Source organism: Dyadobacter sp., from assembly GCF_017744695.1.
Lineage (GTDB): Bacteria > Bacteroidota > Bacteroidia > Cytophagales > Spirosomataceae > Dyadobacter.
Map to the genome: position 1 here is coordinate 358,518 of NZ_JAGIAS010000006.1, position 26,691 is coordinate 385,208.

The following is a 26,691-nucleotide window of genomic DNA, read 5'->3' on the forward strand; positions in this document are numbered from 1 at the left end:
TCTGATATCAATTAACCTTGGCGATCTTGCGGAATGCCCGGTCGTTACCTTGCTTGATTTCGACAATATAAACGCTTGCAGGTAACTGCGTAATGTTCAGCTGATGCGAGAAGCGGTTGGCCGTTTTATTCACTTGCGTATTCTTGTAAAGCGTTCCCGATTTCGCATCAAAAATACGGATTTCAATCTGGCCGCTTTTGTCATTGGAAAGGTCAATGCTGAGGAAGTCGGAAGTAGGGTTAGGGTAAACTTTTGCTTCGGCATGCAATGATACTTCCTCCGCCGCCGCTGGTGCTGCCATTTCCACAGCAGCCTGTCTCGCATTCTGGCCGTCGGCCGCGAGGACGAAAATCGGTGTTTCCCCAACGGTAACGGTTACTTTGCCATCCACAATCGGTAACTCGGCCATGGCCATGTTGTCCGCGCCGGCTGTCGGGGTGTAAATGCGGGCAATGCCTGCCTGATTCAGATTGACGGTGTATTCTGCCGTTCTCCCTACTTCGTCGGGCACGGTCAGAATGAAGAGTGATTGGCCATTCAGCTCATACCGGTCAACGATCGGGTCGTTGTGAAGCGTTTCCTTGTATTCGTATTGACCGAACAGCTTCTGTGTTTGCAGGAAATAGTCGGCAGACGGCCGGCGGGTTTGGTCATTGTTGACGAATCCCGCGGATGCGAACATTCCGCCGCCGCCATTGTCGTCATACATCTGATAGAAAAACAATTTCTCAACCCCATTGCGGGCGGTGAACAACGAGGTCCGCAAGGTCCAGTCGGCCTGCGTCTGCAATGCAGATTTGTTGCCGATGGGGATCGCTTTCAGCGGGCTGTCCTGATGCACATCATATCCGGCCTCGGTGTTCCAGATCGGAAGATCATTGGATAGTTCTCGCGTTACTTTGACAAAGTTTTCGAGGATTTGTTTGGCATTGGTGACCTCCGGTGCTGCTCCGCGTGTGGATGTTCCGCTCTGGCTCGATGACGCATTGTCGGTATAAAGGTGGAAATTCACCACATCCCAGCAGAGGTTTACTGTGCCGTCGGCATTATAGCCACGGAACTCTTTGCACCAGTCCACCATTCCTTTTACGAAATCAGGGCCTGTTACGAGTCCTGCGATCACCACTTTCATGTTAGGGTCGGCATTTTTAACACCTACGCCGGCACCCATTGAGTTCTTGTGGCCATCGTAAAAAGCCGACATGTTGGCGGCATATTCGCGGGCGGTCTGGTATCCTTTGCGGCCCTTCCACCACTTATCACGTTCGTTGTCGCATTCGATGTATTTGATCAGGTCCAAACCGATTTTGATGGTGTTAACCGGATCGTTGGTCCATCTTGGGGTCGTCGAAACACTTAGCAGTGAGGGATCGACATTGGTATTGCTTCCGTAGCGCGCTGCATATTGAAATGCCACTTTGGCCTGTTCGATGTAGGAAAGGGGATCTGCGAAGTTCTTTCCGTAACGTACCGGTACGTTTTCGGGGTCCCGCTGGTCTTCGGGATATGTCTCACGCATCCACGCGGGCTGTGTTTTGAGACATGCCAGTACTTCAATGCCTTCTTGTTTGCAACGTTCGTAGATCAGGTCGTAATTCCAGCTTCCGCTTAATGTAGGATTGTAGGAATAGACGCCCTCCGAAGATTCCAGCTTTTCCCAATCCATGTAATGTCGCAGGCCGGTGAAGCTTTTGGCAACCTGTACTTTGGCTTCCACCAGGGACTCCGTATGCACGCCATCCTGGAAATACCATTCATAGCCATTCACACCGAGCATGTCATTCAAGGTAATATGCTTGGTCCGGGCAGGTTTCGGGGTTTCGGTTCCCGGCGTGTAGCTTCCGTAGAACTCGATTTCGGTCGGTAGTGTGTTCGACATGGTCATGACCAGGTACCGGATGTTGCTCATGGGCTGATCGAGCTTGAATTGCGCGTCGCCGGACAACTGGCGGTCGGGGTAGGGGCCTACCCAGCCGTTGTAAATCTCGCCCGTAAATGTCGCGACGGGAATGCGCTCCCATTGATCCGTAATCACGGAAAGTACGAGTGGGAAATCCTGCGCTGTACCTGTGAAGTCAAAGAATTTGACGCCATTGAGGGTAATCTGCTCTCCTTCTTTCAGCGGATAATACGCTTCGTAATTGTTGATTACCTTGCCCCAGCCTGTGAGTACGTTCTCCTGCGTATTACCGTCAAATAAGCCGTCGAGGCCGTTGGCTGCATTGGTGAGCTGGTACCAGCGCTTTGGATCGATTGGGATTTTGGTGCCGAGCGCAGGACTGTTAGGGTTCGAGTTGTCGGAAACAGTAAACGTCCTCGTGATATTTTCCGCCGTCAGGTAATTGTTATTGCCGGCTTGAGAGGCTGTGATGGTTACTTGCCCGGCAGTATGAATGGTTGCTTTCCAGATCCCGGTTGCATTGGAAACCGAAACAATCGAAGAATTGGAAGAAGTAAACAGAACGGGCGTTTCCGGGTTTGTGCTACTGGCGGTCAGGTTGAATGAACCATCGGTCAGGTTTTTATCCGGAATAGCTTCAAAGGTGATCACCGATTGTCCTTGAACAGAGCCCGGAATTACTTCAAACCAGTTGAAATTGAATGCCCCGCGATTCGCGAAGATGCGGAATACCTGGCTGCCGGCTTCCAGCTGCACAGTGGTACGGACGGTCGTGTAGTTCTGCCAGCCGCCGGTTTGCGGCACGTCCACGCTGCCGAGCACAGTCCCATTTGTGTTTTTGAACTGAATATTACCATTGCCCCACTGGTTGGCTACCCTGAAATTGATCGTGTAGGTGCCGGCCGTTGGTACATTCACATTGTAGTCCATCCAGTCGTTATCGTCGATGTAGTTCACATTGATGTTTCCATCTACATCGCCCGTAGCCTCCGTGCGCACATCCGATGCCACATCGAAGGTTTCAGCTTCTATCCGGCTTGTCAGTGTACGGGATTCTTTGGCCTCAAACCAGTTGAAGTTCCATCCGCCTTTGGTAGCGAAAACTCTTAGTCGCTGGTTGCCGGCAGGGAGCGATGCCAGCATGCTGACGGTCTTCCAACCCTGCATACCACCTGTTTGCGGCAGCAGGATATTGCCCAGCTCCATGCCGTCACTGTTTTTCAGTGCAAGGGAGGCCTCGGGGCTGTACCCGTTTGCGATGCGGTAGTTGAATGTAAAAATACCCGCTGTCGGAACGTGTACGTCATACTCCATCCAGCTGTTGTCCTGTATCCACTCCACATTCTGGCCGCCATCGGTATCTTCCGTATTTTGAAGCTGTACGCTGTAAGAATCGTTAAAACTTTCTGCTTCGATTTTGGAGGGCAGGATCGTACCCGTAATGCTTGTGCCGGCAGCGACAAATGCAAACCAGTTGAAATTAAATGCGCCATTCCGTGCATAAAGTCGAACCACCTGGCTGCCCGCTGGAAGAGGGACAGTGGTGCTGATGGTCACCCAGTTTTGCCAGCCGCCTGTTTGGGGCACATTTATCTGTCCAAGCACGGTTCCCGCTGCATTCTGTATTTCAACAATGCCGTTTCCGTAAGCATTCGCTACGCGAAACTGGATTTCGTAGTCACGCGCATTGGCGAGATTAAGGTTATACTCCATCCAGTCGTTGTCGTCGATGTAACCGACATTCAGGCCGCCCCCATCATCGCCGGTCGTTTCCGTACGCACTTCGTACATGGCATCGAAACTTTCGGCTTCGATTTGCCCGGATGACAGTGAACGAGAGGCGCTTACCTCGAACCAGTTGAAGTTCCAGCCACCTTTTTCAGCGAAAATGCGAATTACTTGGTCGCCTTGTGGAAGTAATGCGATGAACGAAACTGTTTGCCAACCTTGCATGCCGCCGGTCTGCGGGAGCGCGATCCGGCCGAGCGAGGTGCCGTTGGCCGATTTCAAAACCAGCGTCGCTTCGGGACTGTATCCATTCGCAATGCGAAACCTGAACGTGTAGTAGCCCGCCGACGGCGCCTGGACGGCATAATCCATCCAGCTTCCATCCTGAATCCAGCCCACATTCAGGCCACCATCGGCGTCCGAAGTGCTTTCAGTGCCAACAGCGTTCATTGCCGTGAATTCTTCTGCTTCGATCTTTCCGGGGAGTAGCTTATTCGACTGTGCCTGAATAGAGAAGGAGAGGATTAAAAAACAGAGTGTAAAAATTTTAGCCATTCGTCGGGTCTACAAAGAAATTTGAGTGAAGATACGACGAATTTAATTTCGGCTACAATTTTTGTAGTAGTTTTTGTGACAGTGATGTGAAAGATAACTGCTTTGTTATGAAAAACTTCAAAATAATACATTTTGCAAAATGCGGTTACTTAAATGCCGGTATCCCAGGCTCTTCTCCCGGCAATGGCTCCACTTCGGGAACGACGGGCTCTACCGGCGGTAGTTCGGGTTGGGGTTCTACCGGTGGTGTCTCTGGTTCCTTCTCATGAGGCGGGGTTTCCTCGGGGATATCGGGTGATGGAACCTCCGGTCGGGGATCGAATGGAGGCGTTTCGCGCGGGTCGCTGGGGTCACCGCCACCGTCGTCCATAGCAGCCAGGTATTCGTTTGCCAATTGATAAATGTCCATGATTTCCAGTTTTTTTGATGAAATGAATGTCAGTCTATTACTAAAATAACTATGCCGGAAGGTAAATGATCCCGCGTTTTTTGTGCCTGATAACACACTATTCATATAATAGCACTTTGAAATTTTTATATTTGACCTTCTTCAAATTCAAATCTAACTAAATGGAACAGCACGAAACCCGCCAGCTTACCTTCCACGGGGAAGGAGCTAAACTCTTTGGAATTTACATCGTCAATATTCTGCTGACGCTTGTTACGTTCGGGCTTTACTATCCGTGGGCAAGGGCCGCGTTATTGAAATATATGTATGAGGAATCCGAGTTCGAAGGAAGCCGTTTTACGTTTCATGGTACGGGTAAGGAAATGTTTAAGGGCTTCATCAAAGCGATAGGCATTTTTCTGGTACTCTACGGCATTCTGTTTGGAGGAATGGCGACACAAAACGCGACTTTTATGATGCTGGGCCTGGCCATCTTTTATATTGGGTTGCTGTTACTGATCCCTATTGCTATTCACGGCGCGCTTCGTTACAGGGCCTCCCGGTCGTCGTGGCGGGGCATTCATTTCGGTTACCGGGGCGATAGAAAGGAATTATTGAATACGTTCATTATCGGGGCTATCATTACCCTGGTCACATTCGGTATTTATGGCGCATGGCTGGTTATTGAACTTCGAAAATACATTTTCAAAAACCTGCGGTTCGGGAATATTACATTTTCATACGAAGGTGAAGGCGGCGCGTTTTTCTGGCTTAATATTAAGGGGTATTTCCTGACGCTGCTGACTTTGGGAATTTACTCTTTCTGGTGGGTTAAGGACCTTTTTGCCTATTACGTGAACAACATCCGGATGTACCAGGGCGAAACGCGGCTGGCTTTTCGCTCGACGGCTACTGCCGGAGGGTATTTCAAGCTTCTGATCGTTAATGTGCTGATTGTCGTTCTGAGTCTCGGCCTGGCCACACCGTGGGCGATCGTACGCACCATGCAATTTGTATTTTCCAATATCCATATCGACGGCCCGCTCGATGTCGACGCGATCGTTCAAACCGAAGCTGATTATACCGACGCGACCGGCGAAGATCTCGCGGATATGATCGATATTGGGATTGTTTAACCGACCTTGCTGGCTTCATGTACAATTTTAGTGTCCGTTATCATGACGGAAGGCTGTCCATCGCGCACGATGCGACGCTCACCCTCATGCCCGATCACTGGCTTATTCATTACCGTGATCCCTCCGGCGAGCTCACTTCGGTGCGATGGGCATTGCCAGGCATTGTGACGGACGAGAATTTTAGTAACCTATTCATTTTCCGCTATGGGGAATTTCCGCAGCAAACCATTGAATGCAAGGATGGTATCATGCCTGAAACACTCAAAAAGCGCTACCCGGAAAAGGTATTTTTCAGAAAACGGATCACGGATATTTTTAAGCTGAACAATACCACCATCGTCGGTGTGGCTTTGGCTGTTTTGATGCTGATGGGCCTGGGCTATTGGTTTGGTCTACCCTGGCTAGCCGGTGCCGTCGCCTCCCGTTTCCCCGTGAGTACCGAAGTGAAAATGGGCGACACGATGTACGAAAACATGATGCACGCCTACGAGATAGATCAGCGTCTGACAGCTGCCACCAACGATTTTGCCAAAGCCATTGACTTTAAAACGCATTATCCTATACGCATAACAGTCGTGAAGGATAAGGAAGTCAATGCATTTGCCTTGCCAGGCGGACGCATTGTGGTATTCGACGGCATTATCCGGAAAATGAAGACGAAAGAAGAGCTCGCTGCGCTACTTGCGCACGAGGTCTCGCACGTGCATTACCGGCATTCGTTGCGCAATATTTTCCGAAGTCTGGGTGGTTATCTATTCCTTTCTCTGCTGTTAAACGACATCAACGGCATTGTCACAGTCCTTGCTGATAACTCAAACATGCTGGCTAATCTGACTTACTCACGTGAGCTTGAAACGGAGGCCGATACCAAAGGAATGGCCGCGCTGGCCGGCAACGGAATCAGCCTGAAAGGATTTGTAGACCTGTTCACCCTGCTGCGTGGCGAGCACGGGGATGTGGGCAGTTTGAAACTGCTGAGTACGCATCCGCTGACGGAAGATCGACTACGTGCTGCGGAGGTGATGGTGGAGCGGCAGAAGGGTGTAAGGGATGATCGGGAATTGGAAGGGGAATGGGAGGTGATCCAGGATATGTCAAACAAATAGCGGGCCGCATAGGACCCGCTATCGTTTAACGTTCTTAGCTTTGAAATTATCCTAACGTAATCTGTTCAAATTCCCTGCCAATTTTGTGAATATTTGAAATCCATAACAGAAGTTGAGAGCGATGCGTTGCTTCCCTTACCAAATGGATGATATACTTGCGTCCTGGATGTTACGTAGCCGCCGTTATCTAGTACGTAACTGTATTCCCGGAAATACGTCCATTGCGTGGCTGAGAGCGACTTAACCTCGATGTCCTTAACTAGCACGTCACTGAATTTGCCGAAAAATGGCATTAATGGTTCAGCGTTGGTATTCTCCGGATTCAATTGATACTTATCAGCTGTTGAAGTGTAGGAAAATTTGGCTTCCTCAACCGGCCCTGCGTTGTTTACGGCTGTAACTTTATCAAGCCGGTAAGCATTGGTTGCAGCATTGAATGTGTAGGAATAGTTCCATTTGGCCCATGAGCTTTGGTAGGACAGAGTTGCCTCTTCCAACAACCCTGATGCATTGTACTTATATTCATAGGTGGTGCCGTTCGAACCTGTGGCAGCAATGCAACGTCCATTCGCTATTTCATATACTGTTTCACCACCTTTGGCATTAGTAGCCTGGGAATAAGTGCCGCATGTGATGAAAAGATTAGTTGTTCCATTATTGTCATTGTAAGCATATTTCTTATATGTTGTTGCATTACTTACTCTTGACACCAGGCCCATAAACTTTCCACTTTTTACATATTGAACTCCATTATTTCCATATTGTACGAGTTTTAACACAGCATTGGTTTTGGCATTTTGGTCATTAATTGTGGTGCTAGATGTTTCAATAGGTGTAATTGCCTCGTCATGATTGCAGGCCGTTATCAACCCGGCAGCCAGAAGGTATTTTAATGAAATTCGCGAGATTTTAATGTAATTCATAAATTTAGAAATAAAATGGTGAATAAATTGTTTTACTTTCAAATTTACGATGTGCGTAAAAACTGAATGAAATCGATTTGTGAATGGTTGATCTTGATTATTTAAAGCAATTATTTTAAAATGTGAATAGCCGGATAACAAAAATCAGGTAATCAACTTGACTACCTGATTTTCCTCAACTAAAACCACATTGTTAAATTCCTTGCCAGTTGGTTGAATAATCAAAAGCACCATAGAATCCTAGCTTTCCGGCTTCATTTCCATATCCCAATGGAAAGTATTCTTTATTTCTTCCCGTGGCATAACCATCTGTATTGATGCTATAATAGTACCGATAATATGGCTTAGCCTGGTTAGTGTATGGAAGCGGTGTGATTTGAACTTGTTGTATAAGTACGTCGCTGAATTTTGTAAAATATGGTAAATACCTATCGAGACCTAGATGTTCTGAGTTTAACGGATATTTGTCAGCTTTTTCGGGAAGAGCCCCGATAGTATAAAAGAAATTGATTTGCTGATAGGCTCCGGCAGGGGTAGATTTGACGATCTGTTTCAAGCGTTCCTTGCCGGTGGCTGAGTTGTAGTCGTAGGTAAATACCTGTTTCTGCGTAAGTGATCCGGATGATAAATTGATCTCGTTCAACCGGCCGACTTCATTGTAGACAAATTGGGATGTCCAGTTGGTGGTTAGGTTGATGCTGGTGATGCAGCGCCCATTAAGAATTTTATACTTTATTTCCTCCACCAGGGCATTAGTGCTTTTATTGTAGCGTTTGCTGGTAACCCAAAGGTCGCCGGTACTGTCGTCGTAGGAGTATTGAGTGTAGTACGCAGTTTCGGACACTTTTGAAAGTTTGCCTGTAAAGCGCCCCTGTTTGATGTATTGCAAGGTTGTAAGGCCTTCTTTAACCAATTTTAGCTCGGCGTTTATCTTGGCGCTTTCGTCTTGAACGGTTACATCGGCAGTCCCTTGAGGCGACAGGATGTCGTCGTTCTGACAGCCGGTTAATAGTGTACCGAGTAGGAATACCTTTAATAAATTTCCATGGATGTGTAATTTTTTCATAACGTTTTAGAATTTAAATGTGTGAAATAGATAAAATGAATTCAGAAGCAGTAGTCGTGCGGAACACCTTGGAAATTCGATAGATGAGGGAATTAAATGGACAACCAAAGGCTTGTGAAAGCCGCATGCAGTAGTTATAGTTTAGGGGTAGTGTAGGTGCGGTTTGTGACTGTGGTCATACCATTCATGCTGGATGTTGAATTAATTGTTTTGGCATATCCTCCTGCATTGAAGAGATACGTCAAAGTATAACCTGGAAATGCCGCGCCGTTCCATGGGAGATTTTTCGTTGACTCGTGTGTTGGTAAATAGGAGTGAAAGACTCCGAATATGGGAAGATATTTACTGGTTATTCCGAGTGCATCCGGATTGGTCGGGTACTTGTTTTCCATTGGGTTCCCGCCCTGAACCATATAGCTGAAACTTACCTCTTTGGTGGCTGCGTTTGCCTGATTGAAGAAGCTGATGCTTTTTAAGGACGTTACGGCACTTTGCTCGTAAGTAAATTCGATTCGCTCGTTTGGATTAGATTTATAATAAATCTTCATTAACCTGCTCGACTGGCCATACTCGTATTTCAGCGATTTATTGGTTTCTGTGCTCAGACTTTCAACGCAACGGCCAAGGCCATCTAATTGGTAAGTGACTTGATAAATAAGGGCGTTGGTTGAGATTTTTTTTCGTTGAGCTACAACACTGGATCCGTTGTATTGATATTCCGTGTAAGCATCTTCGGCCGTATTCGTTAGCTTTTTAAGTTTTCCTCTATTCACATCATAGTCGCCATAGTATTCCAATTCATTCGCACCCTCTTTGATTAATTGAGGTGTAAAAATAGTTTTAGCATTTTTATTGTCAGTTGTAATATCAGTTGGTGTATTTTGTGTTCTGATTTCTTCGTTCTGACAACCCGATAGCATGGCCGCCAATGCCAATCCTTTCAGCAGATTTCCGTTTAGCGTAAGTTTTTTCATAACGTTTCGTGTTTATTTATTAATCAATTGATCGGTATGGGTTCAAACTTACTTGCCTTGTAGAAGTCGCCGGAAATCCGATGCGTGAATGGTTGCGTTGAATGTATTGCCGGTTTTGAGACCATGTCATGGCATCGTTTTTGTTGCACTTTTATAAAACTTAATCCGATGAAGACACTAAGCGCAGACGGACAGCAGAAGTTGAATGACATCGCTGGCCGATATAACTTGCAGCCCGAAACGGTCGAGTCGCTATTGAAGGCGATCATTCGTGGCAATGGTACGATGGCCCAGTTTAATCTGCCGGAGCTCGGCGGACAAGGGCAATGGATGAGCGGCGGAATGACAATGGTAGGTGACATGTTCAATAGCTCGCTCCGCAACACTGTTGAGAGACTTTGCAATGAACTGGCGAATTTGGTAACCACAACGGTATTGTTTGAGCACAACGACGGGCCCGCCAATGCTGCTCCCGCGCATGAGGATACCCGTGCCAGCACGGGAGGCGGTTTTTTCAGCCAGCCCAGTACTTCCTGGCCGGCGATCTTCGGTACCCCCACGTCGAGCGGTTCGCAGAATAACTTTCGCTATGCCTATTTTGCGCCGGTACACCGGCTGGTGATCGAGGACGACGGTAAACGGACAATCTATGATACGAAACATCATCAGATCACGGGCGTTTCGCAGCAACAGGGCACTGTGAGGAGCTATCGGTTCACGAGCCAGGAAGGACAGGTGGATTTGTCGGCGCTTGAAGTGGTATCGGACCCCGATGCACCCAAGCGTTCCACGCCTGAAATGCCTTATGACGTTGCTTCCAATGCTGATTTGAGTTCGGGAACGAAAAGTCCGGAGGATATCGTGATCGCTACGATAGAGAAGCTGAATGTGCTTTTCGAGAAAGGGCAGATCACAGAGGAGGAATTTAAAGTGAAGAAGAGCGAATTGCTGGAAAGATTGTAGCCGACTTTGATGTATATAGAAAAGGCCCGCCGTTAAGCGGGCCGTATGATTATTATTAAAAGTAATACGTCGGTACGGAGTATTTTCTGTCCGTCGAGGAGACCAGCGTACCATTGACTTTCTTCACGGTAATATTGGTGGCCTTACCTGCATAGTCAAGCGTGTAGCGAGCCTTCGGTTAAAATGCAGCGGATCGGTGTCCGGAATTTCACAGCAGGTATTTTTGCAAAACACACAACATTTCGGAGTTTTGCCTTGTTTATAGAAAACGGGTCCCTTAGTAGTTCGACAGGCCGACCGCATTAATAGCACTCATGATTTTTGCACAAATTTCCAAAATAGTAGACCCTATTGCCGTCAAGGTCGACCGCTGGACGGTCGAAGCTTACCGTTTGTTGCCTAACTTGCTTATCGCCATTATCATCCTGATCGTTTTCAGGATTTTGTCGAGGCTGGGAGGGAAATTTATTGAGCGGATATTGGGGCATGCATCGCAGAATGTGGCGCTGGTGGGGTTGATTTCGACGATTACGCGCATTACGATTATCACTACCGGCTTCTTTTTTGCACTAGGCGTTCTGGGATTGGATAAGACGGTGACCTCCTTACTCGCCGGTGCCGGTGTGCTGGCATTGGCGCTCGGTTTTGCATTCCAGGATCTCACGACCAACTTCATTTCAGGGGCATTTATCGCGATCCAGCGGCCTATTCAGGTGGGAGACGTCATCGAAACAAATGGCTATACCGGTAAGGTGCTGTCGATCGGGTTGCGGTCGGTGAAGCTCGATAACTTCGAGGGGCAGCAGGTGGAATTGCCGAGCAAGGACATTTTTCAGAAACCCATCGTGAATTTCACGCATTCGGGGGAAAGACGCGTAAAAATGGAGGGCAGCATTGGCTATAAAGACGATCTCGCAATAGTGGAAAGCCTTGCATTAAGCGTAATTAAAAAGCTCGACTTTATCGATCCTTTGAAAGTGATCGAATTCAACTTCACACGCTTCACGGAAAAGAGCATCGATTTTGAAATACTGTTCTGGATCCGTCAGGATAAGATTGGACCCGGGCCTGCGAAAAGTGCGGCAATGAAGGTTGTAAAGCGGGTTTTTGATGAAAACAATATTTCCTTTCCGACGCCCGCAAGGCCGGTTGATCAGGTACCTCCATCAACGGGAAAGCCCGACGACAAGCAGGCAGAAGCATAGAGCGAGTACAAAAAAAGACCGGCCAGTTACGCGAACCAGCCGGTCTTTTAAATATCAATCCTATTATTAATAACGGTAAGTCTCCGCTTTGAAAGGACCTTCCACAGTTACACCGATGTAAGCAGCCTGCTCTTCGGTCAGTTTGTCGAGGTTCGCGCCTACGTGTGCGAGGTGCAACGCAGCTACTTTCTCGTCCAGTGCTTTTGGAAGAACGTATACTTTCTTCTCGTAAGCAGCAGTGTTGGTCCAAAGCTCGATCTGCGCCAGCGTCTGGTTCGAGAATGAGCATGACATTACGAATGACGGGTGGCCCATTGCGCAGCCCAGGTTCACCAGACGGCCTTCTGCCAACACGATGATGTCCTTGCCTTCCACATTGTAGATATCCACTTGTGGTTTGATCTGCGATTTAGTGTTTCCGTAAGATTTGTTCAACCAAGCCATATCGATTTCGTTGTCGAAGTGGCCGATGTTACAAACTACCGCTTTGTCACGCATTTTGAGGAAGTGACGGTCGGTGATGATTTTGTAGTTACCGGTAGCAGTAACGAAGATATTAGCGCGGTCGGCAGCCTCGTCCATTGTTACCACTTCGAAACCGTCCATAGCAGCCTGCAATGCGCAGATCGGGTCGATTTCAGTAACGAGTACGCGGCAGCCTGCACCACGAAGTGATTCGGCAGAACCTTTACCTACGTCGCCGTAACCTGCTACCACTGCTACTTTACCAGCGAGCATGAGGTCGGTTGCGCGGCGGATAGAGTCAACCAATGACTCGCGGCAGCCGTATTTGTTATCGAATTTAGACTTTGTAACTGAGTCGTTTACGTTGATAGACGGCAGGTGGAGCGTTCCGTTTTTGTAGCGCTCGTACAAACGGTGAACACCGGTTGTAGTTTCTTCCGAAAGACCTTTGATTCCGTCGATCAGCTCAGGATATTCGTCGAATACCATGTTGGTAAGGTCACCACCGTCGTCGAGGATCATGTTGAGGGGCTTACGCTCTTCGCCGAAGAACAAAGTCTGCTCGATGCACCAGTTAAATTCCTCTTCGTTCATTCCTTTCCATGCGTAAACAGGGATTCCCGCTGCTGCGATGGCTGCTGCTGCGTGGTCTTGCGTAGAGAAGATGTTACAGGATGACCAGGTAACTTCCGCGCCCAATGCTGTAAGGGTTTCGATCAGAACGGCTGTCTGGATCGTCATGTGCAAGCAACCTGCGATACGCGCACCTGCCAAAGGCTGTGACGGACCGTATTCGGCACGGATCGCCATCAAACCTGGCATTTCAGCTTCTGCCAATGTGATTTCTTTACGGCCCCATTCGGCCAGCGAGATGTCTTTTACCTTGTACGGAATGTACGTTTCGGTTGACGTTGCCATTATTTTACAGTTTAGTTAATATCTTGATTTTACCACAAAACTAAGTAGAAAAACCACCGGAGGGAATAAATGCAGATACAAATTCTGATTTGAGGGCTTAATTTGGATATTTTATCTTTCAAAGGCTGGATATGGCCGCATTATGAAGTGACGGCCCTGTGATTCACCGGTTAACGAAGATATTTTGTCTGTACTCCAAATGATTACCCGCTCAACTGCTGTTCGTCGACAATAGTATGACGTCGGTCGACAATGCTTTTCTAACCCTGTATTGGCCTCCGAAATCGTTATCTTTGTTCCTATGCGCCCTGTTTTCCCGGTCCTGAATAAGAGTAAACATCAAAGAGTTTTCCTGCATATCCTGTTCTGGCTCGTCGTGCTGACGATCCTGACGATCATTTATGGTGCAGGGATGCCCGACTATTGGCTTACAATCGGCATTGTGGGCTTGTTCATGCCTATTCACATCGGTTACTTTTACCTGATCGCCTACGTGATCATCCCGCGGTATTTCGACCGTAAGAAATATGTGCAGTTCGTCCTGCTTTTTCTGTTGGTCGTGATCGGCTCCACGCTGGCATTCAGGCTCATGGAGATACTTGTTGCGGACCCGATCATTTACAATGCGGTAAAAAAGAACGACCCGACGTTCGTATGGCGCAAACTCGAAGGAACATTCCGGGAACAGCTTGCGAAACCGACTTACCTGATCAGCGCATTTGAGCAGACCAATATTTTCGTCTGGATCGCATTGTCGGTGAAGTTTTTCAAAATGTGGTTCGATAGGCGACAGGCGGCGATGGAGGCCGAGCTGAATTTTCTCAAAGGCCAGTTGCACCCGCATTTTTTGTTCAATACATTGAATAACCTGTACGCGCTGACCCTCAAACAATCGCCCCAATCGCCAGGCGTCGTAATGGGGCTGGCGGAGATATTGCGATATATGCTTTACGAGGCCAATACGGAAGTTGTGCAGCTGGAAAGGGACATTAGCATTCTCAAAAGCTATATTGAACTGGAAAAGATCCGGTATGAAGAGCGGCTGGATATTCATTTCAGTATCAATGGCCTGTCGCCCGAGCAGAAGATAGCACCGCTGCTGATACTGCCGCTGGTGGAGAATGCATTCAAGCACGGGGCCAGCGAGCAGATCGGGCAGGCGTGGATCAACATGGATTTGCGGGTAAAGAACAATGCATTGAAATTTAAGATTTCGAACAGCAAGCCTGAAACCGCCATGCCCGACGACCGCCCGCATCACGTGAGCATAGGCCTGGCGAATGTGCGCAAGCGCCTTGAAATCCTCTATCCTTCGGCCCATAATCTCAAAATCATGGACGAAGAGGATGTGTTTGCTGTGATCCTGGAAATTGACCTTGACAAACGACTGGAAATCTGATATTATGAAGTTGAAAGCCATTCTGGTGGACGATGAACCCCACGCGATCGAGGTACTGGACAACTACCTCGCCAATTTTACCGAGATAGAGGTGGCGGCGCGCTGCCAGGATGCGATTCAGGCATTTCAGGTGTTGCAGCAACAGAAGATCGATCTGATGTTTCTGGATGTAAAAATGCCTGGGCTGAAAGGTACCGATCTGCTCCGGAGTCTCAAAAACCCTCCCAAAGTCGTTTTTACTACCGCCTACCAGGACTACGCCGTGGAAGGTTTCGATCTCAATGCAGTCGACTATTTGTTAAAACCCATTCCATTCGAACGTTTCCTGCGGGCGATGGACAAGGTTTTTACGGGTTTAAACATTACCAACCAATCCGTTTCGGTGGCGCAAAAGGCTGCGCCGGTCAGCCAGGATGTGTTTTTGTATTTAAAAGTCGACCGTAAAATGGTGAAGGTGAACGTCAATGACATTTACTGGATCGAAAGCCTGCGTGACTATATTAAGGTAGTATTGAAAGACAAAGCCCTTATTTCAAAACAGAAAATCAGCCTTTTGGAAGAACTCCTGCCCGAAGACGGCTTCATACGCATTCACCGGTCATTCATCGTGTCGGTGGATAAGGTCGAAAGCTACCATTCCCACAAGCTCGAAATCGCCGGAAAGGAACTGCCCATTGGCCGGAACTTCCGTAACGACTGCCAGCGCCGCTTCAAACTCACCTTCTAAACGGCGCCGCAAAAGGCGTTTGTCGACAAAACCCGCTGTTGATCGACACTCTGTTTCCTGCCCTTCCCTGGCTCGCCAAATCGGTTTAAAATTGCACCGCCATTAAAAAATGGAAGTGAAATTCATTTAAATCATTTGGATTATTAGCCATGTTAAAAGCAAGAAGAATTCTTTGGGCAGCCTTGTCCTTTGCCCTGTTGCTGGGTAGCTGCAAGGAGGACGAAGATGTAAAACCATCCAACACATTGACCGCCAAAGCAGGCGCGGACCAGAATGTAAATGCAGGCTCTGTTGTGAATCTCGATGGCAGTGCTTCCAGCGACAGCGAGAACAAGCCTTTCGAATTCAGCTGGGCATTCAGTAAAAAGCCGGCGGGTAGTGCCGCTAACCTCGCTTCGGCTGCCTCCGCCAAGCCCACTTTCACCGCCGATCTTCCGGGTGAATACGAAGTGGAACTGACCGTCAGCAATGCCAATGGGCAGAGTAAAGACAAAGTCCTGATCACCGCCACGGTGATTGAACCGATTGTGATCGACGCCAACATCCGCGCCAAACTCACCCTGACCGACCGCATCAACAACCCGGCTATTCCGGATTACATCGTGAATGCGAATGTATCGGTCAATGCGGAGCTCGAAATCAAACCGGGCGTAGTGATCGCATTTGCACGGGATACCCGCATTGAAATCAACGATGGTGGCGGTGTGTTGCTGGCGAAAGGAGATTCTGCGAAACCGATCCGTTTTATTGGTAAGGAAACTACCAAGGGTTTCTGGTCGGGGATCATATTCCGCTCGTCGAGCAGCGCGAATACCCTCGAATATGTACAGGTAATGCACGCGGGCAGCAAGCCGCTTTATGCCACTACCAAAGCCGGTATGGCGGTTCTCGGGGCCGGTCGCGCGGAAGTGAATATCAAAAACTGTCTTTTCGAACAAAATGCGGGTTACGGCCTGTATCTTGAATATTCGGTGATCCTGGGATCTTTTGAAAAGAACAATTTCAAAGAGAATACCGAAGCAGGTCTCCTGATGGGCGCCGAAAACGTGAAGAACCTGGATACGGATTCCAAATTCAATGGCAACGGCCGTAATGTAGTCGAGATCTTCGGATCGTCCCTGCCTAAAAACGCTACGACAGAAGTGGTATGGAAAGGTTTCAAAGACAAAACCCCTTACCGCATTCTTGAAAACATTGCATCTGACGCCAACTGGAAACTGCTTCCGGGCGTGATCATCGAGGTAGGCCGCGCCGGTTTCATCACCATCGAGGACGGCTATTTCAATGCAGTAGGAACAGAAACCAACAAGATCATCATCCGCGGCGCGGAGAATACGGCTGCTTACTGGAAAGGTTTGCTCTGCTTCTCGACCAGCGACAAGAACGTGATCGAAAATGCGGAAGTATCCGGCGGTGGTAACATTGCCATTGTGTCGGGTAAGAAAGCCAACATCGCGATCTACGGCGGACAATCGCGTATGGCGATCCGCAAGTCGGTGATTTCCAATAGCGGTGGCTACGGAATCTTCGTCAACTACCAGGGGACCATCAACAGCGATGTTGAAACGGTGAACACTTTCAAGGACAACGCACAGGCGAAGCTGCTGAAAGAGTAGGGAGTTGTAATGGACAGTTCCACGTATTGTACCAGTACCATATTCGGCCTCATCACAATCCTGGTGGTATTTACTTTCCACCAGGCTGTGAAAGGCTCCCGGCTCTTCGCCGCGCTGGTCGCCCTCTGGATAGCGATACAATGCGGGACCGCCCTGGCGGGATATTTCAAAATTACCGATACCATTTTCCCAAGGCTGCTGTTACTGGTGGTCCCACCCGCTGCCCTGATGGCCTGGCTCTTTCTGACCGGGCCGGGGAAAGCGCTCATTGACCGGATGAACGTGGATTTGCTCACGATGATCCATGTCGTGAGGGCACCCGTGGAGGTGGTATTCTACTGGGCGTTCATCGACAAAATGGTGCCGCATGAAATGACTTTCGGAGGAGGTAACCCCGATATCCTGGCCGGACTTTCGACGCCCTGCATTTACTACATAGGAGTGATGCGCAGCGGAATGAAATGGCGGTTGCTGGTACTCTGGAATTTCCTTTGCCTGGGGTTGCTGCTCAATGAAATATTTCGCGCCGTATTGTCGGTACCGTTCGTGTTCCAAACCATCGGTCTTGACCAGCCCAATGTACTGGTATTGCAGTTTCCGTTTGTGCTTTTGCCCGGAGTAGTGGTGCCCATTCTGTTGTGTGCGCACATGGTCGTGATACGCAACCTCGTGAAGGCGCATTGGCAGGAACCGAAGTTTATGAGCTCGGGTCGGGCGGTGATCAACCATTTTTTTAGTTGAAATGAGATGTTACCATGAATAGCATGACACCCTATATGTTGGCCGGCCTTTTGGTTGTAGCGGGAATCCGGTACCAGGCTGCGAAGGCTATTCGTTCTGCCCGGCAGCCGTTCCCCGACAAGGGCTTTTGGGTGGTGGAAACTGCTTCGGATAAAAAATCGACGGTCGTCAGGTATTACGCCAATAGCAGCCACCTCGTGTCGGAAACGACCGAACCGGAGGTGCTCGATGTCCGGAAGCTTTCGGTTAGAAGATACCTGAATGAAAGGCTTCGAAAGGAGCTGGAAAAAGACACGACGGGCCAGTCGGCCATCAAGCTTTATGAAATCAATTGAAATCTAAATTAATCTGAAATTTGCCATGAAAATTAAAATTGCACCCTCACTGATCATCAGCCGATTTGCGAAATCTGCATTGGCCCTGGCCGTTCTGGCCATGTCATTCACTGCCTGTAAGGATGACGACAATCCAAATCCCGACGGTGGCGACAACGGCGGTACTGAAAAAGCATTTATTCCTTCGAAAGACAAGAATTACAACTATAAAGTCACCGATTCTGACGGCACTATCAGCGATATGGTGACCAAAATCGTGAGTACCAAGGACTCGGCCGGAATGGCGGTGCACACGATCCACAATATCATCAAGGAAGATGGCGATGAGATGACGCTGGTATCGAAAGCCTACGCCAAAGGTGGCACCACCACCAACGAGCTGCCTTACCCGTCGGCAATGCAGGCGCTGGTGACTCAAATCAACGAGTTTGCTTTTATTTCGGATATAAAAATCACCGGTTTCCCGCAGTACCAGCTGCTGGAAAATAATGGAAAGGTTAACAGCGCCCTAACTTTCAAAGGCGACCCGATCAAGGTGTTGCTGGAACTGGAAATCCCGACGGAGGACGAAGGTTCGATCCTCGGAAAGCTCGAATCACGTCTGACGTATAAAAACGGCAAAGCAGTCGCCGAAGAATCGGTAACTACGCCGGCAGGTAGTTTCAATTGCACTAAATGGGAGTATTCCTACGAGGTTTATGCCAAGCTCGAAACCGAGGTAACACAGCCGGAGATTACTACCGAAACCGTGAATGTGACGCTTTGGACTGCGCCGGGTGTAGGAGTTGTGAAGTCGATCGAAAAAGGGAAGGAGAACACTTCTACCACCGAGCTGCGGAAGGTTGAATAGCCAGCTGCCGGCGATGAGTGTCAATTGCTGCGCCGCAGCATTCAGAAAAGAGAAACAATAGAGAAATAGGATGGATAATTTGGGACTAGCCAGATCTTAAAGACCTGGCTAGTTTTGTTTTATATCAAAACGGAGAAACTCTTGAAGATTGCTCCAAGCCTTACCGCATCGAATATACGTGCCTGTGAACCACCGTGGTTCAGCACCGATTGCTCGTGCGAAGTCACGCACATTTCGCAGCCGTTCAATGCCGATACGACAAGGCTTAGCAATTCGAAGAATTCTTTGCCGAGCACGGGGTTCACCATAATGCTCATTTTGATACCCGCAGGCGCATTGTCGTAAAACTCCTTGTGCATGAAGTGGCGGAAACGATAGAACACGTTGTTCGCATTCATCAGTGAAACACAGGCTGTTACTTCCGCGATCTCCTTCTCGTCGGCTCCTTCCTGTGTCGCGAGTTCTTCCAGGGCTGCGATCAGCGCCGCATTTTTTTCATTCACTGCTACCGACAATGCGAGCAGCAATGCCTCCTTGCGGTTCAATGTTTGTGATTTTAAAACATTACCTACGTTGATTTTCAGGTCTTTGAGGTAACGATGGTCAAGCGCCGCGAGCTTGTCGATCAGCACGCTTTCGAATTCCGCAGGCAAATTGACCTCTTTATACAGGGACTCTTTCGTGTTCCCTGTGGCTGCAAATGGATACATGTTTGTCTGAATTTTGGGTGGGAAGAATTTCCCGTGGGTGATAAAAAAGCAGTTCACAGAACCGGTGTACGAATGACTGACCGCTGTGAACTGCTTTCAAATGGAGTAACTACGCGATAGTAGCTTCGCCTTTTTGCCAGTTGCAAGGGCAAAGCTCGTCAGTTTGCAACGCATCGAGTACGCGAAGCACTTCTGGTACGTTACGGCCTACTGAAAGGTCGTTTACAGATACCCAACGGATGATACCTTGTGGATCCACGATGTAAGTCACACGGTAAGCGATTTTCTCGTTTGCTTCGAGGATACCCAGCTCTTCTGCCAATGATTTAGAAGTATCGGCCAGCATCGGGAATTGCAGGTCGCGCAGGTCGTCGTGGTTTTTGCGCCATGCCAGGTGCACGTATTCGCTGTCGGTAGAAGCACCGATCAGGATCGTGTCACGGTCAGCGAAGTCTGCAGTGTGTTTGTTGAATTCTGCAATCTCGGTAGGGCACACAAAAGTGAAGTCTTTTGGCCACCAGAACATTACCATCCATTTCTCAGCGTTTTTGTGATCCTCTGAGGTAATATCGTAGAATTCGTTTCCTTTTTCCAGCGATACTACGGATGTCTTTTTGAATTCCGGGAAAACCGATCCCACTGATAACAGTCTATTAGCCATGATTGCTCGTTTGTTTATAAATTGTATTTTTTGGTGTTACAAAACTACGAACGGTGAGTACATGGGGCAAACCCTGGTCTGGTACTATGCCAGGAAAGAGTTGATTTAATTAAATGAATTTAGTTTTATTTATAGGAACGAAGTTGTTATAGATGATGTTTATATTGTCATCAATTTTTGCAATATAATTATACTAATAATAACTGTAATTATAAATTATTTATCGGGCATCACACCGAGCACCGTTTCCAGCGACATCCCGCGCGAGCCTTTGATGAGGAAATATGTATTTTCTTGCGGATTGTCCATAATCCAGTTGTGGAGCGAGAATTTATCCGGGAAATAATAGGCTTTCGGCAATGCGGGGAGCGCGTGCTGCATGAGTTTTCCGGCAAGTATTACGACGTCGAACTTCTCCCCGGCAATCTGTTTTCCCAATGTTAAATGTTCCTCCGGTGCCGCATCGCCCAACTCGAACATGTCGCCGAGGATCAGGATCTTCCGAGGCGCTTCCATGCGGGCGAAATTCGCCACCGCTGCCGCCATAGACGACGGATTGGCATTGTAAGCGTCCATAATGACGGTATTCGTGCCTTTTTTGACGATTTGCGAACGGTTATTGTCGGGTTCGTAAGTAGCTACGGCCTCATAGGCGTCCGCATCCTCCACTCCGAAGTGTTTGCCAACGGCCAGTGCGGCACAAATGTTGTCGAAATTGTACCTTCCCGGCAGATGCGTAGTAACAGTCTTGCCGCCGTTGCTGAAAACAACGTTCGGGTTTTCCTCGATCAGCGTCGGGTTCACCGGGCTGTTTTCGGAGCAATAGAATACGATCTCGCCAAATGCGCGACGCTTGCTTACCATATCCATAATCACATCCTGCGTCGAGTTTACAAACACGGTGCCTTTCTTTTTGGAAAGGTAATCGAACAGCTCGCCCTTGCCTTTGATAATGCCGACAACGCCTCCGAAGCCTTCCAAATGCGCCTTACCGATATTGGTGATGAGCCCGTGGGTCGGCTGCGCGATGCTGGCGAGCAACGCGATTTCCTGCTGGTGGTTGGCACCCATTTCAATCACCGCCATTTCATGTTTGGCCGGGTCGATGCTCAGGATCGTGAGCGGCACGCCGATGTGGTTGTTCAGGTTCCCGCGCGTCGCGTAGGTATTGAATTTCATGGAAAGTACCTTCGATATCAGCTCTTTGGTAGTGGTTTTGCCATTTGAGCCGGTCAGTGCGACCACCGGGAATTCGAACGTCTGGCGGTGATGCCGCGCCAGGTCCTGCAGGGCGGTAAGGCCGTCGGCAAAGAGGAGGAAACGCTCGCCGGCGACCACGTTCGGATCATCGACCACGGCATAGGCTGCACCTTTTTGTAAAGCTTCCGCGGCGTACTGGTTCCCATCGAATTTGTCGCCCTTCAATGCGAAGAAAATACATCCCTCGGTAATCTGGCGGGTGTCGGTGGAAACTTTGGCGCCCTTGCGGTATATATTGTAAAGTGTTTCTATGGAAGTATACATGAATTGACCGGTCGTTATAAAGTAATGCAGGCTTATTTCGTTAGGTTTAGGACGAACTAACCGTCCGGAAACCTGCAAAACTAATAGATTATTCCTCAACGATGCGAACCAAATTTACCTCCTTTGTCCTCTTCTTCATTTGCTTTTATAAACCTTCCGGGCTGCTGGCCCAGCAAGCCTGGTTCAAGCTCGATACGCTCACAAGTGTGTCGACCGGCGGCGTGAAAATGACTAACCCCTGGGGTGGGGGCCTCAATGCGTCGCAGTTCCTGAAAATGCACCTGAACAACGATGCCGACGAGGACCTGGTCGTTTACGACCGCACGAACAGCAAGGTTACCACGTTTCTGGCTGGCCCCGACCCATTGAATGCGGGTAAAAAGACATTCATTCACGCTCCCTATTATGAAACGCTTTTCCCGCAGGTCGATAACTGGATGATCCTTGCCGATTACAACGGCGACGGGCTGAAAGACCTTTTTGCGAGCACGTCGCTGGGCATTGTGGTTTATCAGCAGGTTAAAACGGGAAATGTGTGGTCATGGAAAAAGGTCCGTGATGTGCTGTATACCAAGGGCTTCTCGGGTAATATCAATATGCAGGTGTCGGGTACAGATATCCCGGCCATTACCGATGTGGACGACGACGGCGATCTCGACCTGCTGACCTTCGATTTCACCGGAAACTATATTGAACTGCATCAGAACCTGAGCATGGAGAAATTCGGCGTGCGCGACAGCCTGGGCACGCAGGCAAGCCCGGTTTTTCAGCGCAATGGCGATTGCTGGGGCAATTTTCACAAAGGCGATGGCGAGGATTTTGTAGTAGGTGTCGATTGTGGCGTAGTAACCGACCCTTCGAAGCGGGCGGCTTCGCCCATGGGCATCCGGCACGCGGGGAATTCAATCCTCCTCCACGACCTGAATGGCGACGGCACCAAGGACCTCCTCGCCGGCCACGTGAGCAACGACCATATTTCATTTCTGACCAATTCCGCCAAGGGCATTATTGCCAATTTTACCGCTTTTACCAATAGTTATCCTGCGGTGGATCCCGTAGCGCTGCATATTTTTCCCGCCGGTTTTTATGAAGACGTGGATTTCGACGGCGTCAAAGACTTGCTGATCGCGCCAAGCCTTCCCGCGAGTGATGCGAATATGACCGATTTCAAATCCTCCTGCTGGTATTATCATAACGAAGGCACGAGCGACAAACCTGTTTTCAAACTCGTACGCAAAAACTTCTTGCAGGACCAGATGATCGACGTCGGCGAGAATGCGGTGCCGTCTTTCTTTGACATGGATGGCGACGGCGACCTGGATATGCTCATCGGAACTGGTGGGAATCCCGCAGCAGGCGGTTTTAAGGGAAGTCTTTGGTATTTAAAAAACAGCGGAACCGCTACTGAACCGAGTTTCAGTGTAGAATCGCAGGATTACCTCGAACTGCTCTCAAAGCTTTCTATTTACAATGTCAAACCCCAATGGGCGGATTTTAATGGGGACGGGGTGGCAGACCTCGGTTTTGCAGCGACGGCCACTACCAGCCTGAAACTTGAATACCGCTACATTCCCAACAAAGGCACGAACGGTGGCGCAGCGCAGCTTAACCTTGCCGATGCAGTTGCAATAGCACTGCCTACGGAACTGCAAATCGGTGATTCTCCCTATTTCTACGATGCCGACGGCGACGGCGACCTCGACCTGCTGATAGGCAAAACGCAGGGGAATATTTACTACTACACCAATACCGGCAGCAATAAGCAGTACACTTTCAAACTCGAAACCGACTCCTTCGCCGGCGTGGATATTAATTTCGCCGGCCGCTTTTCTCAGGTCGCCGTGGCGGATTTCGACCTCGACGGCAAACCCGACCTCGCGACCGTCGATCACACCGGAACGATCCGTGTATTTAATAATGCCGATTGGGGCAAATGGACCGACCGCGCCAGCACCATCGTAAGCGTGAATGGCAAGCCGGGTAATCCGTATTTCGGTAATTACCTCTCGCTGGCTGTCGCCGATTTGAACGGCGATAAAAAGCCCGACGTGGCCATTGGGAACAATGCCGGCGGCGTACGTCTGCTGACGAACCTCCTGCCCGTTTCGGTTACAGGCGTAGAGCCGGGCAATGCAGGGGAGATCAAGGTATTTCCGAACCCTTCCGTTGATTATTTCAAAGTATATTCTTCTAAAACCGGCACTTTCGATGTGCTTACGGCGGGCGGTGTGCGCATGCTCAAAAATCGCGGCATCCGCGCCAACGAAACACAACAAATATCCACCGCACAATGGCCTGCCGGGCTGTATTTGCTCGAATGGAAATCAGGTAACAGTCGGGTAGTCAGGAAGGTGGTGGTCGGCGACTGAGACAAGCCGCGAATTTCAATACTTGGAGTGTCTTCAAGTAGATACCCGGAGGAACACTCTTACATGATAAAATTCAAAAAATATTCATGCAAGCTCTTCTGGGTGTTATCTTCCATTTCATCGGTGGCTTCGCCTCCGGCAGTTTTTATATTCCTTACAAGCAGGTCAAAGGCTGGGCCTGGGAATCTTACTGGATCGTCGGGGGGCTTTTCTCCTGGTTAATCGTGCCTCCGCTCGCGGCGTACCTGACCATCCCCGGTTACACGGAGATCATTGCCCATACCAACGGCGGCATTCTCTTTCTGACCTATTTTTTCGGTGTGCTGTGGGGCATAGGCGGTCTCACGTACGGGTTAGGTGTGCGCTACCTGGGCGTCGCGCTCGGTAGCTCGATCATCCTTGGGCTTTGTTCGGTTTTCGGCGCGTTGATCCCCTCTATTTACTACGAATTCAACCCGCAGCCGGGCAAGGATACCATTTCCATGCTTTTCAACAATGCCTGGGGGCAGTGGGTGCTCATCGGCTTGCTGGTTTGTGTGATAGGCATTATCATCTGCGGGAAGGCAGGAGCGATGAAGGACGCCGACCTACGGAAAACAGGCCACGTTGCGGCAGATAATACCGAGTTTAAAATCGGGCTAGGGCTCACGGTTTCGATCATTTCAGGGATTCTCAGCGCCTGTTTCGCATTCGGGATCGACGCGGGCAAGGTAATGGCGCAGGAGGCGAACGAGATATGGAAAGCGGCTAATCCGGGTCAGGGAGAATTTTTATTCCAAAACAATGTGACCTACGTCGTGATCCTCTGGGGTGGGCTTACCACCAATTTTATCTGGTGTATGCTCCTCAATGCACGCAACAAAACCTTCGGCAACTATACCGATTCCTCGACGCCACTACTTTCGAACTATATTTTTTCCGCATTGGCCGGTACAACCTGGTTTTTGCAATTCTTCTTTTATGGCATGGGAGAGAGCAAGTTAGGAAACGGCCCGAGCTCGTGGATTTTGCACATGGCGTTCATTATCCTGGTGGCTAACTCATGGGGACTAGTCCTGAAAGAGTGGAAAGGAGTAAGTAAAAGGACCATTTCCTCGATCATCATCGGTATCCTGGTGATTATCCTTTCCGTGCTGATCGTCGGTTATGGCAATTATTTGAAAGAATAGCCCGATGAAAGCGCATTATCCGTTCATTTTGGCGACGATACTGACGGCTGCGGGTTGTTCGTCGGACCATAAAAATGATCAGAACAAATTGGAAACTGAGCAAACACAGGCTGCCGGTACTTTCGGCTATGACCTGGCATTTTTGAAGAAATATAAAGAGGCTGTCGTGCTGGCTGCGCCCGATAATGCAGAGGCACAGGCTATTATCATCCCGGCTTATCAGGGTCGGGTGATGACGAGCACCGCCAATGGCGATGCGGGAAACAGCTATGGCTGGATCAACTACAAGCTCATTGAAAGCGGCCAGTATCAGCCGCATATGAATGGTTTTGGGGGTGAAGAGCGTTTCTGGCTATCTCCCGAGGGAGGGCAGTTTTCGGTGTATTTCAAAAAAGGGCAAAGCTTTGAATTCGAAAACTGGCAAACACCGGGGCTGATCGACACGGTAGCCTACAAGGTCGTAGAATCGGATGCGTCGTCGGTGAAGTTTCAGATCAATGCGATGATCGAGAATTATTCGGGTAAGATGTTCGTGATCGAGATCAGCCGGAAAATTCAAATGCTGACAAAAGAGGATATTGCTAATCTGCTCGACTTGCCTGCGTTAAGCGGCGTGAAAGCCGTTGCGTACCGCTCCACCAATTTGGTGACCAATAAAGACGAAACCTGGAAGCCCGACACGGGCATGCTGGGTATCTGGCTGCTGGGGATGTTCCGCCCATCGGACCAGACGACCATTATTGCGCCGTTTTCAAAGGCATTATCCGAAAAACCGCTTATTACCGACGACTATTTCGGCAAAATACCAGCCGACAGGCTCGTGATAAAGGACTCGACGCTGTTTCTCAAAGCGGATGGAAAGCACCGCAGTAAAATAGGCATTGCCCCCAAATCGGCCCGGAACGTGGCCGGCAGCTACGATGCCGAAAAAGGCATTCTCACCATTATTCAATTCGACCTCGACCCGCAGGGCCAGTACATGAAGTCGACCTGGGAGCTGCACAAAGATCCTTACAACGGCGATGCTTTGAATGCCTATAACGACGGCAAACTGGCCGACGGCACGCAAATGGGGCCGTTTTACGAGTTGGAATCGAACTCATCGGTAAAGGCAATGAAAGAAGGTGAGGCTATCAGGCACAGGCAGAGTACTTTCCATTTCGAGGGCGACAAGGCAGCATTGAATCCCATTGCCCAAAAGGTACTAGGGGTAAATATTGACCAAATCGGAGAAATTTTTTAAATAAAACATGACAGGGCAGG

Annotated in this window: 22 protein-coding genes; 13 read left to right on the forward strand and 9 right to left on the reverse strand. The window is 49.1% G+C overall.

Annotated elements, in window-relative coordinates:
* Positions 1-7: 7 nt before the first annotated feature.
* Together J7619_RS22265 and J7619_RS22270 are read right to left on the reverse strand one after the other, a co-directional pair.
* A complete protein-coding gene (locus J7619_RS22265; protein ID WP_291203885.1) occupies positions 8-4,183 on the reverse strand; it encodes a carbohydrate-binding protein in 4,176 nt (1,391 codons plus the stop codon).
* Between the two features lie 145 nt (positions 4,184-4,328).
* A complete protein-coding gene (locus J7619_RS22270; protein WP_291203887.1) occupies positions 4,329-4,592 on the reverse strand; it encodes a filamentous hemagglutinin in 264 nt (87 codons plus the stop codon).
* A gap of 161 nt (positions 4,593-4,753) precedes the next feature.
* On the opposite strand from J7619_RS22270, the gene J7619_RS22275 reads away from it, so the two are divergent.
* Both J7619_RS22275 and J7619_RS22280 read left to right on the forward strand, forming a co-directional pair.
* Positions 4,754-5,707 carry a YjgN family protein gene (locus J7619_RS22275; RefSeq protein WP_291203890.1) on the forward strand — a complete coding sequence of 318 codons (954 nt, stop codon included), beginning with the start codon at positions 4,754-4,756 and terminating at the stop codon, positions 5,705-5,707.
* A 17-nt stretch (positions 5,708-5,724) separates the two neighbouring features.
* Complete coding sequence (locus J7619_RS22280) at positions 5,725-6,813, forward strand: M48 family metallopeptidase (protein ID WP_291203893.1); 1,089 nt, start codon at positions 5,725-5,727, stop codon at positions 6,811-6,813.
* Between the two features lie 65 nt (positions 6,814-6,878).
* On the opposite strand, the gene J7619_RS22285 is transcribed toward J7619_RS22280, so the two are convergent.
* From J7619_RS22285 to J7619_RS22295, 3 genes are all read right to left on the reverse strand, one after another.
* Complete coding sequence (locus tag J7619_RS22285; RefSeq protein ID WP_291203896.1) at positions 6,879-7,736, reverse strand: hypothetical protein; 858 nt, start codon at positions 7,734-7,736, stop codon at positions 6,879-6,881.
* Between the two features lie 193 nt (positions 7,737-7,929).
* The gene (locus J7619_RS22290) at positions 7,930-8,802 is read right to left on the reverse strand and encodes a hypothetical protein (protein WP_291203898.1); all 873 of its coding nucleotides are present in this window, start codon (positions 8,800-8,802) and stop codon (positions 7,930-7,932) included.
* 134 nt (positions 8,803-8,936) lie between these two features.
* Positions 8,937-9,776: a hypothetical protein gene (locus J7619_RS22295; RefSeq protein WP_291203900.1), complete on the reverse strand. Its 840-nt coding sequence runs from the start codon at positions 9,774-9,776 to the stop codon at positions 8,937-8,939.
* 168 nt (positions 9,777-9,944) lie between these two features.
* Between J7619_RS22295 and J7619_RS22300 the strand changes: the two genes are divergently transcribed.
* Positions 9,945-10,739 carry an SHOCT domain-containing protein gene (locus J7619_RS22300; protein WP_291203903.1) on the forward strand — a complete coding sequence of 265 codons (795 nt, stop codon included), beginning with the start codon at positions 9,945-9,947 and terminating at the stop codon, positions 10,737-10,739.
* A gap of 314 nt (positions 10,740-11,053) precedes the next feature.
* The gene (locus tag J7619_RS22305; protein WP_291203905.1) at positions 11,054-11,944 is read left to right on the forward strand and encodes a mechanosensitive ion channel family protein; all 891 of its coding nucleotides are present in this window, start codon (positions 11,054-11,056) and stop codon (positions 11,942-11,944) included.
* Between the two features lie 66 nt (positions 11,945-12,010).
* On the opposite strand, the gene ahcY is transcribed toward J7619_RS22305, so the two are convergent.
* Complete coding sequence (gene ahcY / locus J7619_RS22310) at positions 12,011-13,327, reverse strand: adenosylhomocysteinase (protein WP_291203907.1); 1,317 nt, start codon at positions 13,325-13,327, stop codon at positions 12,011-12,013.
* A 301-nt stretch (positions 13,328-13,628) separates the two neighbouring features.
* Here ahcY and J7619_RS22315 point away from each other — a divergent pair, with 301 nt between their 5' ends.
* From J7619_RS22315 to J7619_RS22340, 6 genes are all read left to right on the forward strand, one after another.
* On the forward strand, positions 13,629-14,726 hold the full coding sequence (locus J7619_RS22315; RefSeq protein WP_291203910.1) for a sensor histidine kinase: 1,098 nt from the start codon (positions 13,629-13,631) through the stop codon (positions 14,724-14,726).
* 4 nt (positions 14,727-14,730) lie between these two features.
* The gene (locus tag J7619_RS22320) at positions 14,731-15,453 is read left to right on the forward strand and encodes a LytTR family DNA-binding domain-containing protein (protein WP_291203912.1); all 723 of its coding nucleotides are present in this window, start codon (positions 14,731-14,733) and stop codon (positions 15,451-15,453) included.
* A gap of 149 nt (positions 15,454-15,602) precedes the next feature.
* Positions 15,603-17,069 carry a PKD domain-containing protein gene (locus tag J7619_RS22325; protein ID WP_291203914.1) on the forward strand — a complete coding sequence of 489 codons (1,467 nt, stop codon included), beginning with the start codon at positions 15,603-15,605 and terminating at the stop codon, positions 17,067-17,069.
* A 9-nt stretch (positions 17,070-17,078) separates the two neighbouring features.
* Entirely contained in the window at positions 17,079-17,810 is a 732-nt protein-coding gene (locus J7619_RS22330; RefSeq protein WP_291203917.1) for a hypothetical protein, read from the forward strand.
* A gap of 14 nt (positions 17,811-17,824) precedes the next feature.
* Positions 17,825-18,145 carry a hypothetical protein gene (locus tag J7619_RS22335; RefSeq protein ID WP_291203919.1) on the forward strand — a complete coding sequence of 107 codons (321 nt, stop codon included), beginning with the start codon at positions 17,825-17,827 and terminating at the stop codon, positions 18,143-18,145.
* Between the two features lie 25 nt (positions 18,146-18,170).
* Positions 18,171-18,995, forward strand: coding sequence for a hypothetical protein (locus J7619_RS22340; RefSeq protein ID WP_291203922.1), 825 nt, complete (start codon positions 18,171-18,173; stop codon positions 18,993-18,995).
* A gap of 119 nt (positions 18,996-19,114) precedes the next feature.
* Here the strand turns inward: J7619_RS22340 and J7619_RS22345 are convergent, their stop codons facing one another.
* The 3 genes from J7619_RS22345 to murF form a co-directional block, all read right to left on the reverse strand.
* Positions 19,115-19,705 carry a carboxymuconolactone decarboxylase family protein gene (locus J7619_RS22345; RefSeq protein ID WP_291203925.1) on the reverse strand — a complete coding sequence of 197 codons (591 nt, stop codon included), beginning with the start codon at positions 19,703-19,705 and terminating at the stop codon, positions 19,115-19,117.
* 109 nt (positions 19,706-19,814) lie between these two features.
* A complete protein-coding gene (locus J7619_RS22350) occupies positions 19,815-20,366 on the reverse strand; it encodes a peroxiredoxin (RefSeq protein WP_223402263.1) in 552 nt (183 codons plus the stop codon).
* A gap of 216 nt (positions 20,367-20,582) precedes the next feature.
* Positions 20,583-21,890 carry a UDP-N-acetylmuramoyl-tripeptide--D-alanyl-D-alanine ligase gene (gene murF / locus J7619_RS22355; protein ID WP_291203929.1) on the reverse strand — a complete coding sequence of 436 codons (1,308 nt, stop codon included), beginning with the start codon at positions 21,888-21,890 and terminating at the stop codon, positions 20,583-20,585.
* Between the two features lie 101 nt (positions 21,891-21,991).
* Here murF and J7619_RS22360 point away from each other — a divergent pair, with 101 nt between their 5' ends.
* The 3 genes from J7619_RS22360 to J7619_RS22370 all read left to right on the forward strand — a co-directional run bounded on the left by J7619_RS22360 (position 21,992) and on the right by J7619_RS22370 (position 26,671).
* Complete coding sequence (locus tag J7619_RS22360) at positions 21,992-24,259, forward strand: FG-GAP-like repeat-containing protein (protein ID WP_291203931.1); 2,268 nt, start codon at positions 21,992-21,994, stop codon at positions 24,257-24,259.
* An 86-nt stretch (positions 24,260-24,345) separates the two neighbouring features.
* Complete coding sequence (gene rhaT / locus J7619_RS22365) at positions 24,346-25,428, forward strand: L-rhamnose/proton symporter RhaT (protein ID WP_291203934.1); 1,083 nt, start codon at positions 24,346-24,348, stop codon at positions 25,426-25,428.
* A gap of 4 nt (positions 25,429-25,432) precedes the next feature.
* A complete protein-coding gene (locus J7619_RS22370) occupies positions 25,433-26,671 on the forward strand; it encodes a DUF6786 family protein (RefSeq protein ID WP_291203937.1) in 1,239 nt (412 codons plus the stop codon).
* The last annotated feature ends 20 nt before the right edge of the window (positions 26,672-26,691 follow it).

Coding starts and splice junctions, on each gene's coding strand:
- J7619_RS22265 (WP_291203885.1), bottom strand. CDS start 4,183: ATGGCTAAAATTTTTACACTCTGTTTTTTAATCCTCTCCTTCTCTATT.
- J7619_RS22270 (WP_291203887.1), bottom strand. CDS start 4,592: ATGGACATTTATCAATTGGCAAACGAATACCTGGCTGCTATGGACGAC.
- J7619_RS22275 (WP_291203890.1), top strand. CDS start 4,754: ATGGAACAGCACGAAACCCGCCAGCTTACCTTCCACGGGGAAGGAGCT.
- J7619_RS22280 (WP_291203893.1), top strand. CDS start 5,725: ATGTACAATTTTAGTGTCCGTTATCATGACGGAAGGCTGTCCATCGCG.
- J7619_RS22285 (WP_291203896.1), bottom strand. CDS start 7,736: ATGAATTACATTAAAATCTCGCGAATTTCATTAAAATACCTTCTGGCT.
- J7619_RS22290 (WP_291203898.1), bottom strand. CDS start 8,802: ATGAAAAAATTACACATCCATGGAAATTTATTAAAGGTATTCCTACTC.
- J7619_RS22295 (WP_291203900.1), bottom strand. CDS start 9,776: ATGAAAAAACTTACGCTAAACGGAAATCTGCTGAAAGGATTGGCATTG.
- J7619_RS22300 (WP_291203903.1), top strand. CDS start 9,945: ATGAAGACACTAAGCGCAGACGGACAGCAGAAGTTGAATGACATCGCT.
- J7619_RS22305 (WP_291203905.1), top strand. CDS start 11,054: ATGATTTTTGCACAAATTTCCAAAATAGTAGACCCTATTGCCGTCAAG.
- ahcY (WP_291203907.1), bottom strand. CDS start 13,327: ATGGCAACGTCAACCGAAACGTACATTCCGTACAAGGTAAAAGACATC.
- J7619_RS22315 (WP_291203910.1), top strand. CDS start 13,629: ATGCGCCCTGTTTTCCCGGTCCTGAATAAGAGTAAACATCAAAGAGTT.
- J7619_RS22320 (WP_291203912.1), top strand. CDS start 14,731: ATGAAGTTGAAAGCCATTCTGGTGGACGATGAACCCCACGCGATCGAG.
- J7619_RS22325 (WP_291203914.1), top strand. CDS start 15,603: ATGTTAAAAGCAAGAAGAATTCTTTGGGCAGCCTTGTCCTTTGCCCTG.
- J7619_RS22330 (WP_291203917.1), top strand. CDS start 17,079: ATGGACAGTTCCACGTATTGTACCAGTACCATATTCGGCCTCATCACA.
- J7619_RS22335 (WP_291203919.1), top strand. CDS start 17,825: ATGAATAGCATGACACCCTATATGTTGGCCGGCCTTTTGGTTGTAGCG.
- J7619_RS22340 (WP_291203922.1), top strand. CDS start 18,171: ATGAAAATTAAAATTGCACCCTCACTGATCATCAGCCGATTTGCGAAA.
- J7619_RS22345 (WP_291203925.1), bottom strand. CDS start 19,705: ATGTATCCATTTGCAGCCACAGGGAACACGAAAGAGTCCCTGTATAAA.
- J7619_RS22350 (WP_223402263.1), bottom strand. CDS start 20,366: ATGGCTAATAGACTGTTATCAGTGGGATCGGTTTTCCCGGAATTCAAA.
- murF (WP_291203929.1), bottom strand. CDS start 21,890: ATGTATACTTCCATAGAAACACTTTACAATATATACCGCAAGGGCGCC.
- J7619_RS22360 (WP_291203931.1), top strand. CDS start 21,992: ATGCGAACCAAATTTACCTCCTTTGTCCTCTTCTTCATTTGCTTTTAT.
- rhaT (WP_291203934.1), top strand. CDS start 24,346: ATGCAAGCTCTTCTGGGTGTTATCTTCCATTTCATCGGTGGCTTCGCC.
- J7619_RS22370 (WP_291203937.1), top strand. CDS start 25,433: ATGAAAGCGCATTATCCGTTCATTTTGGCGACGATACTGACGGCTGCG.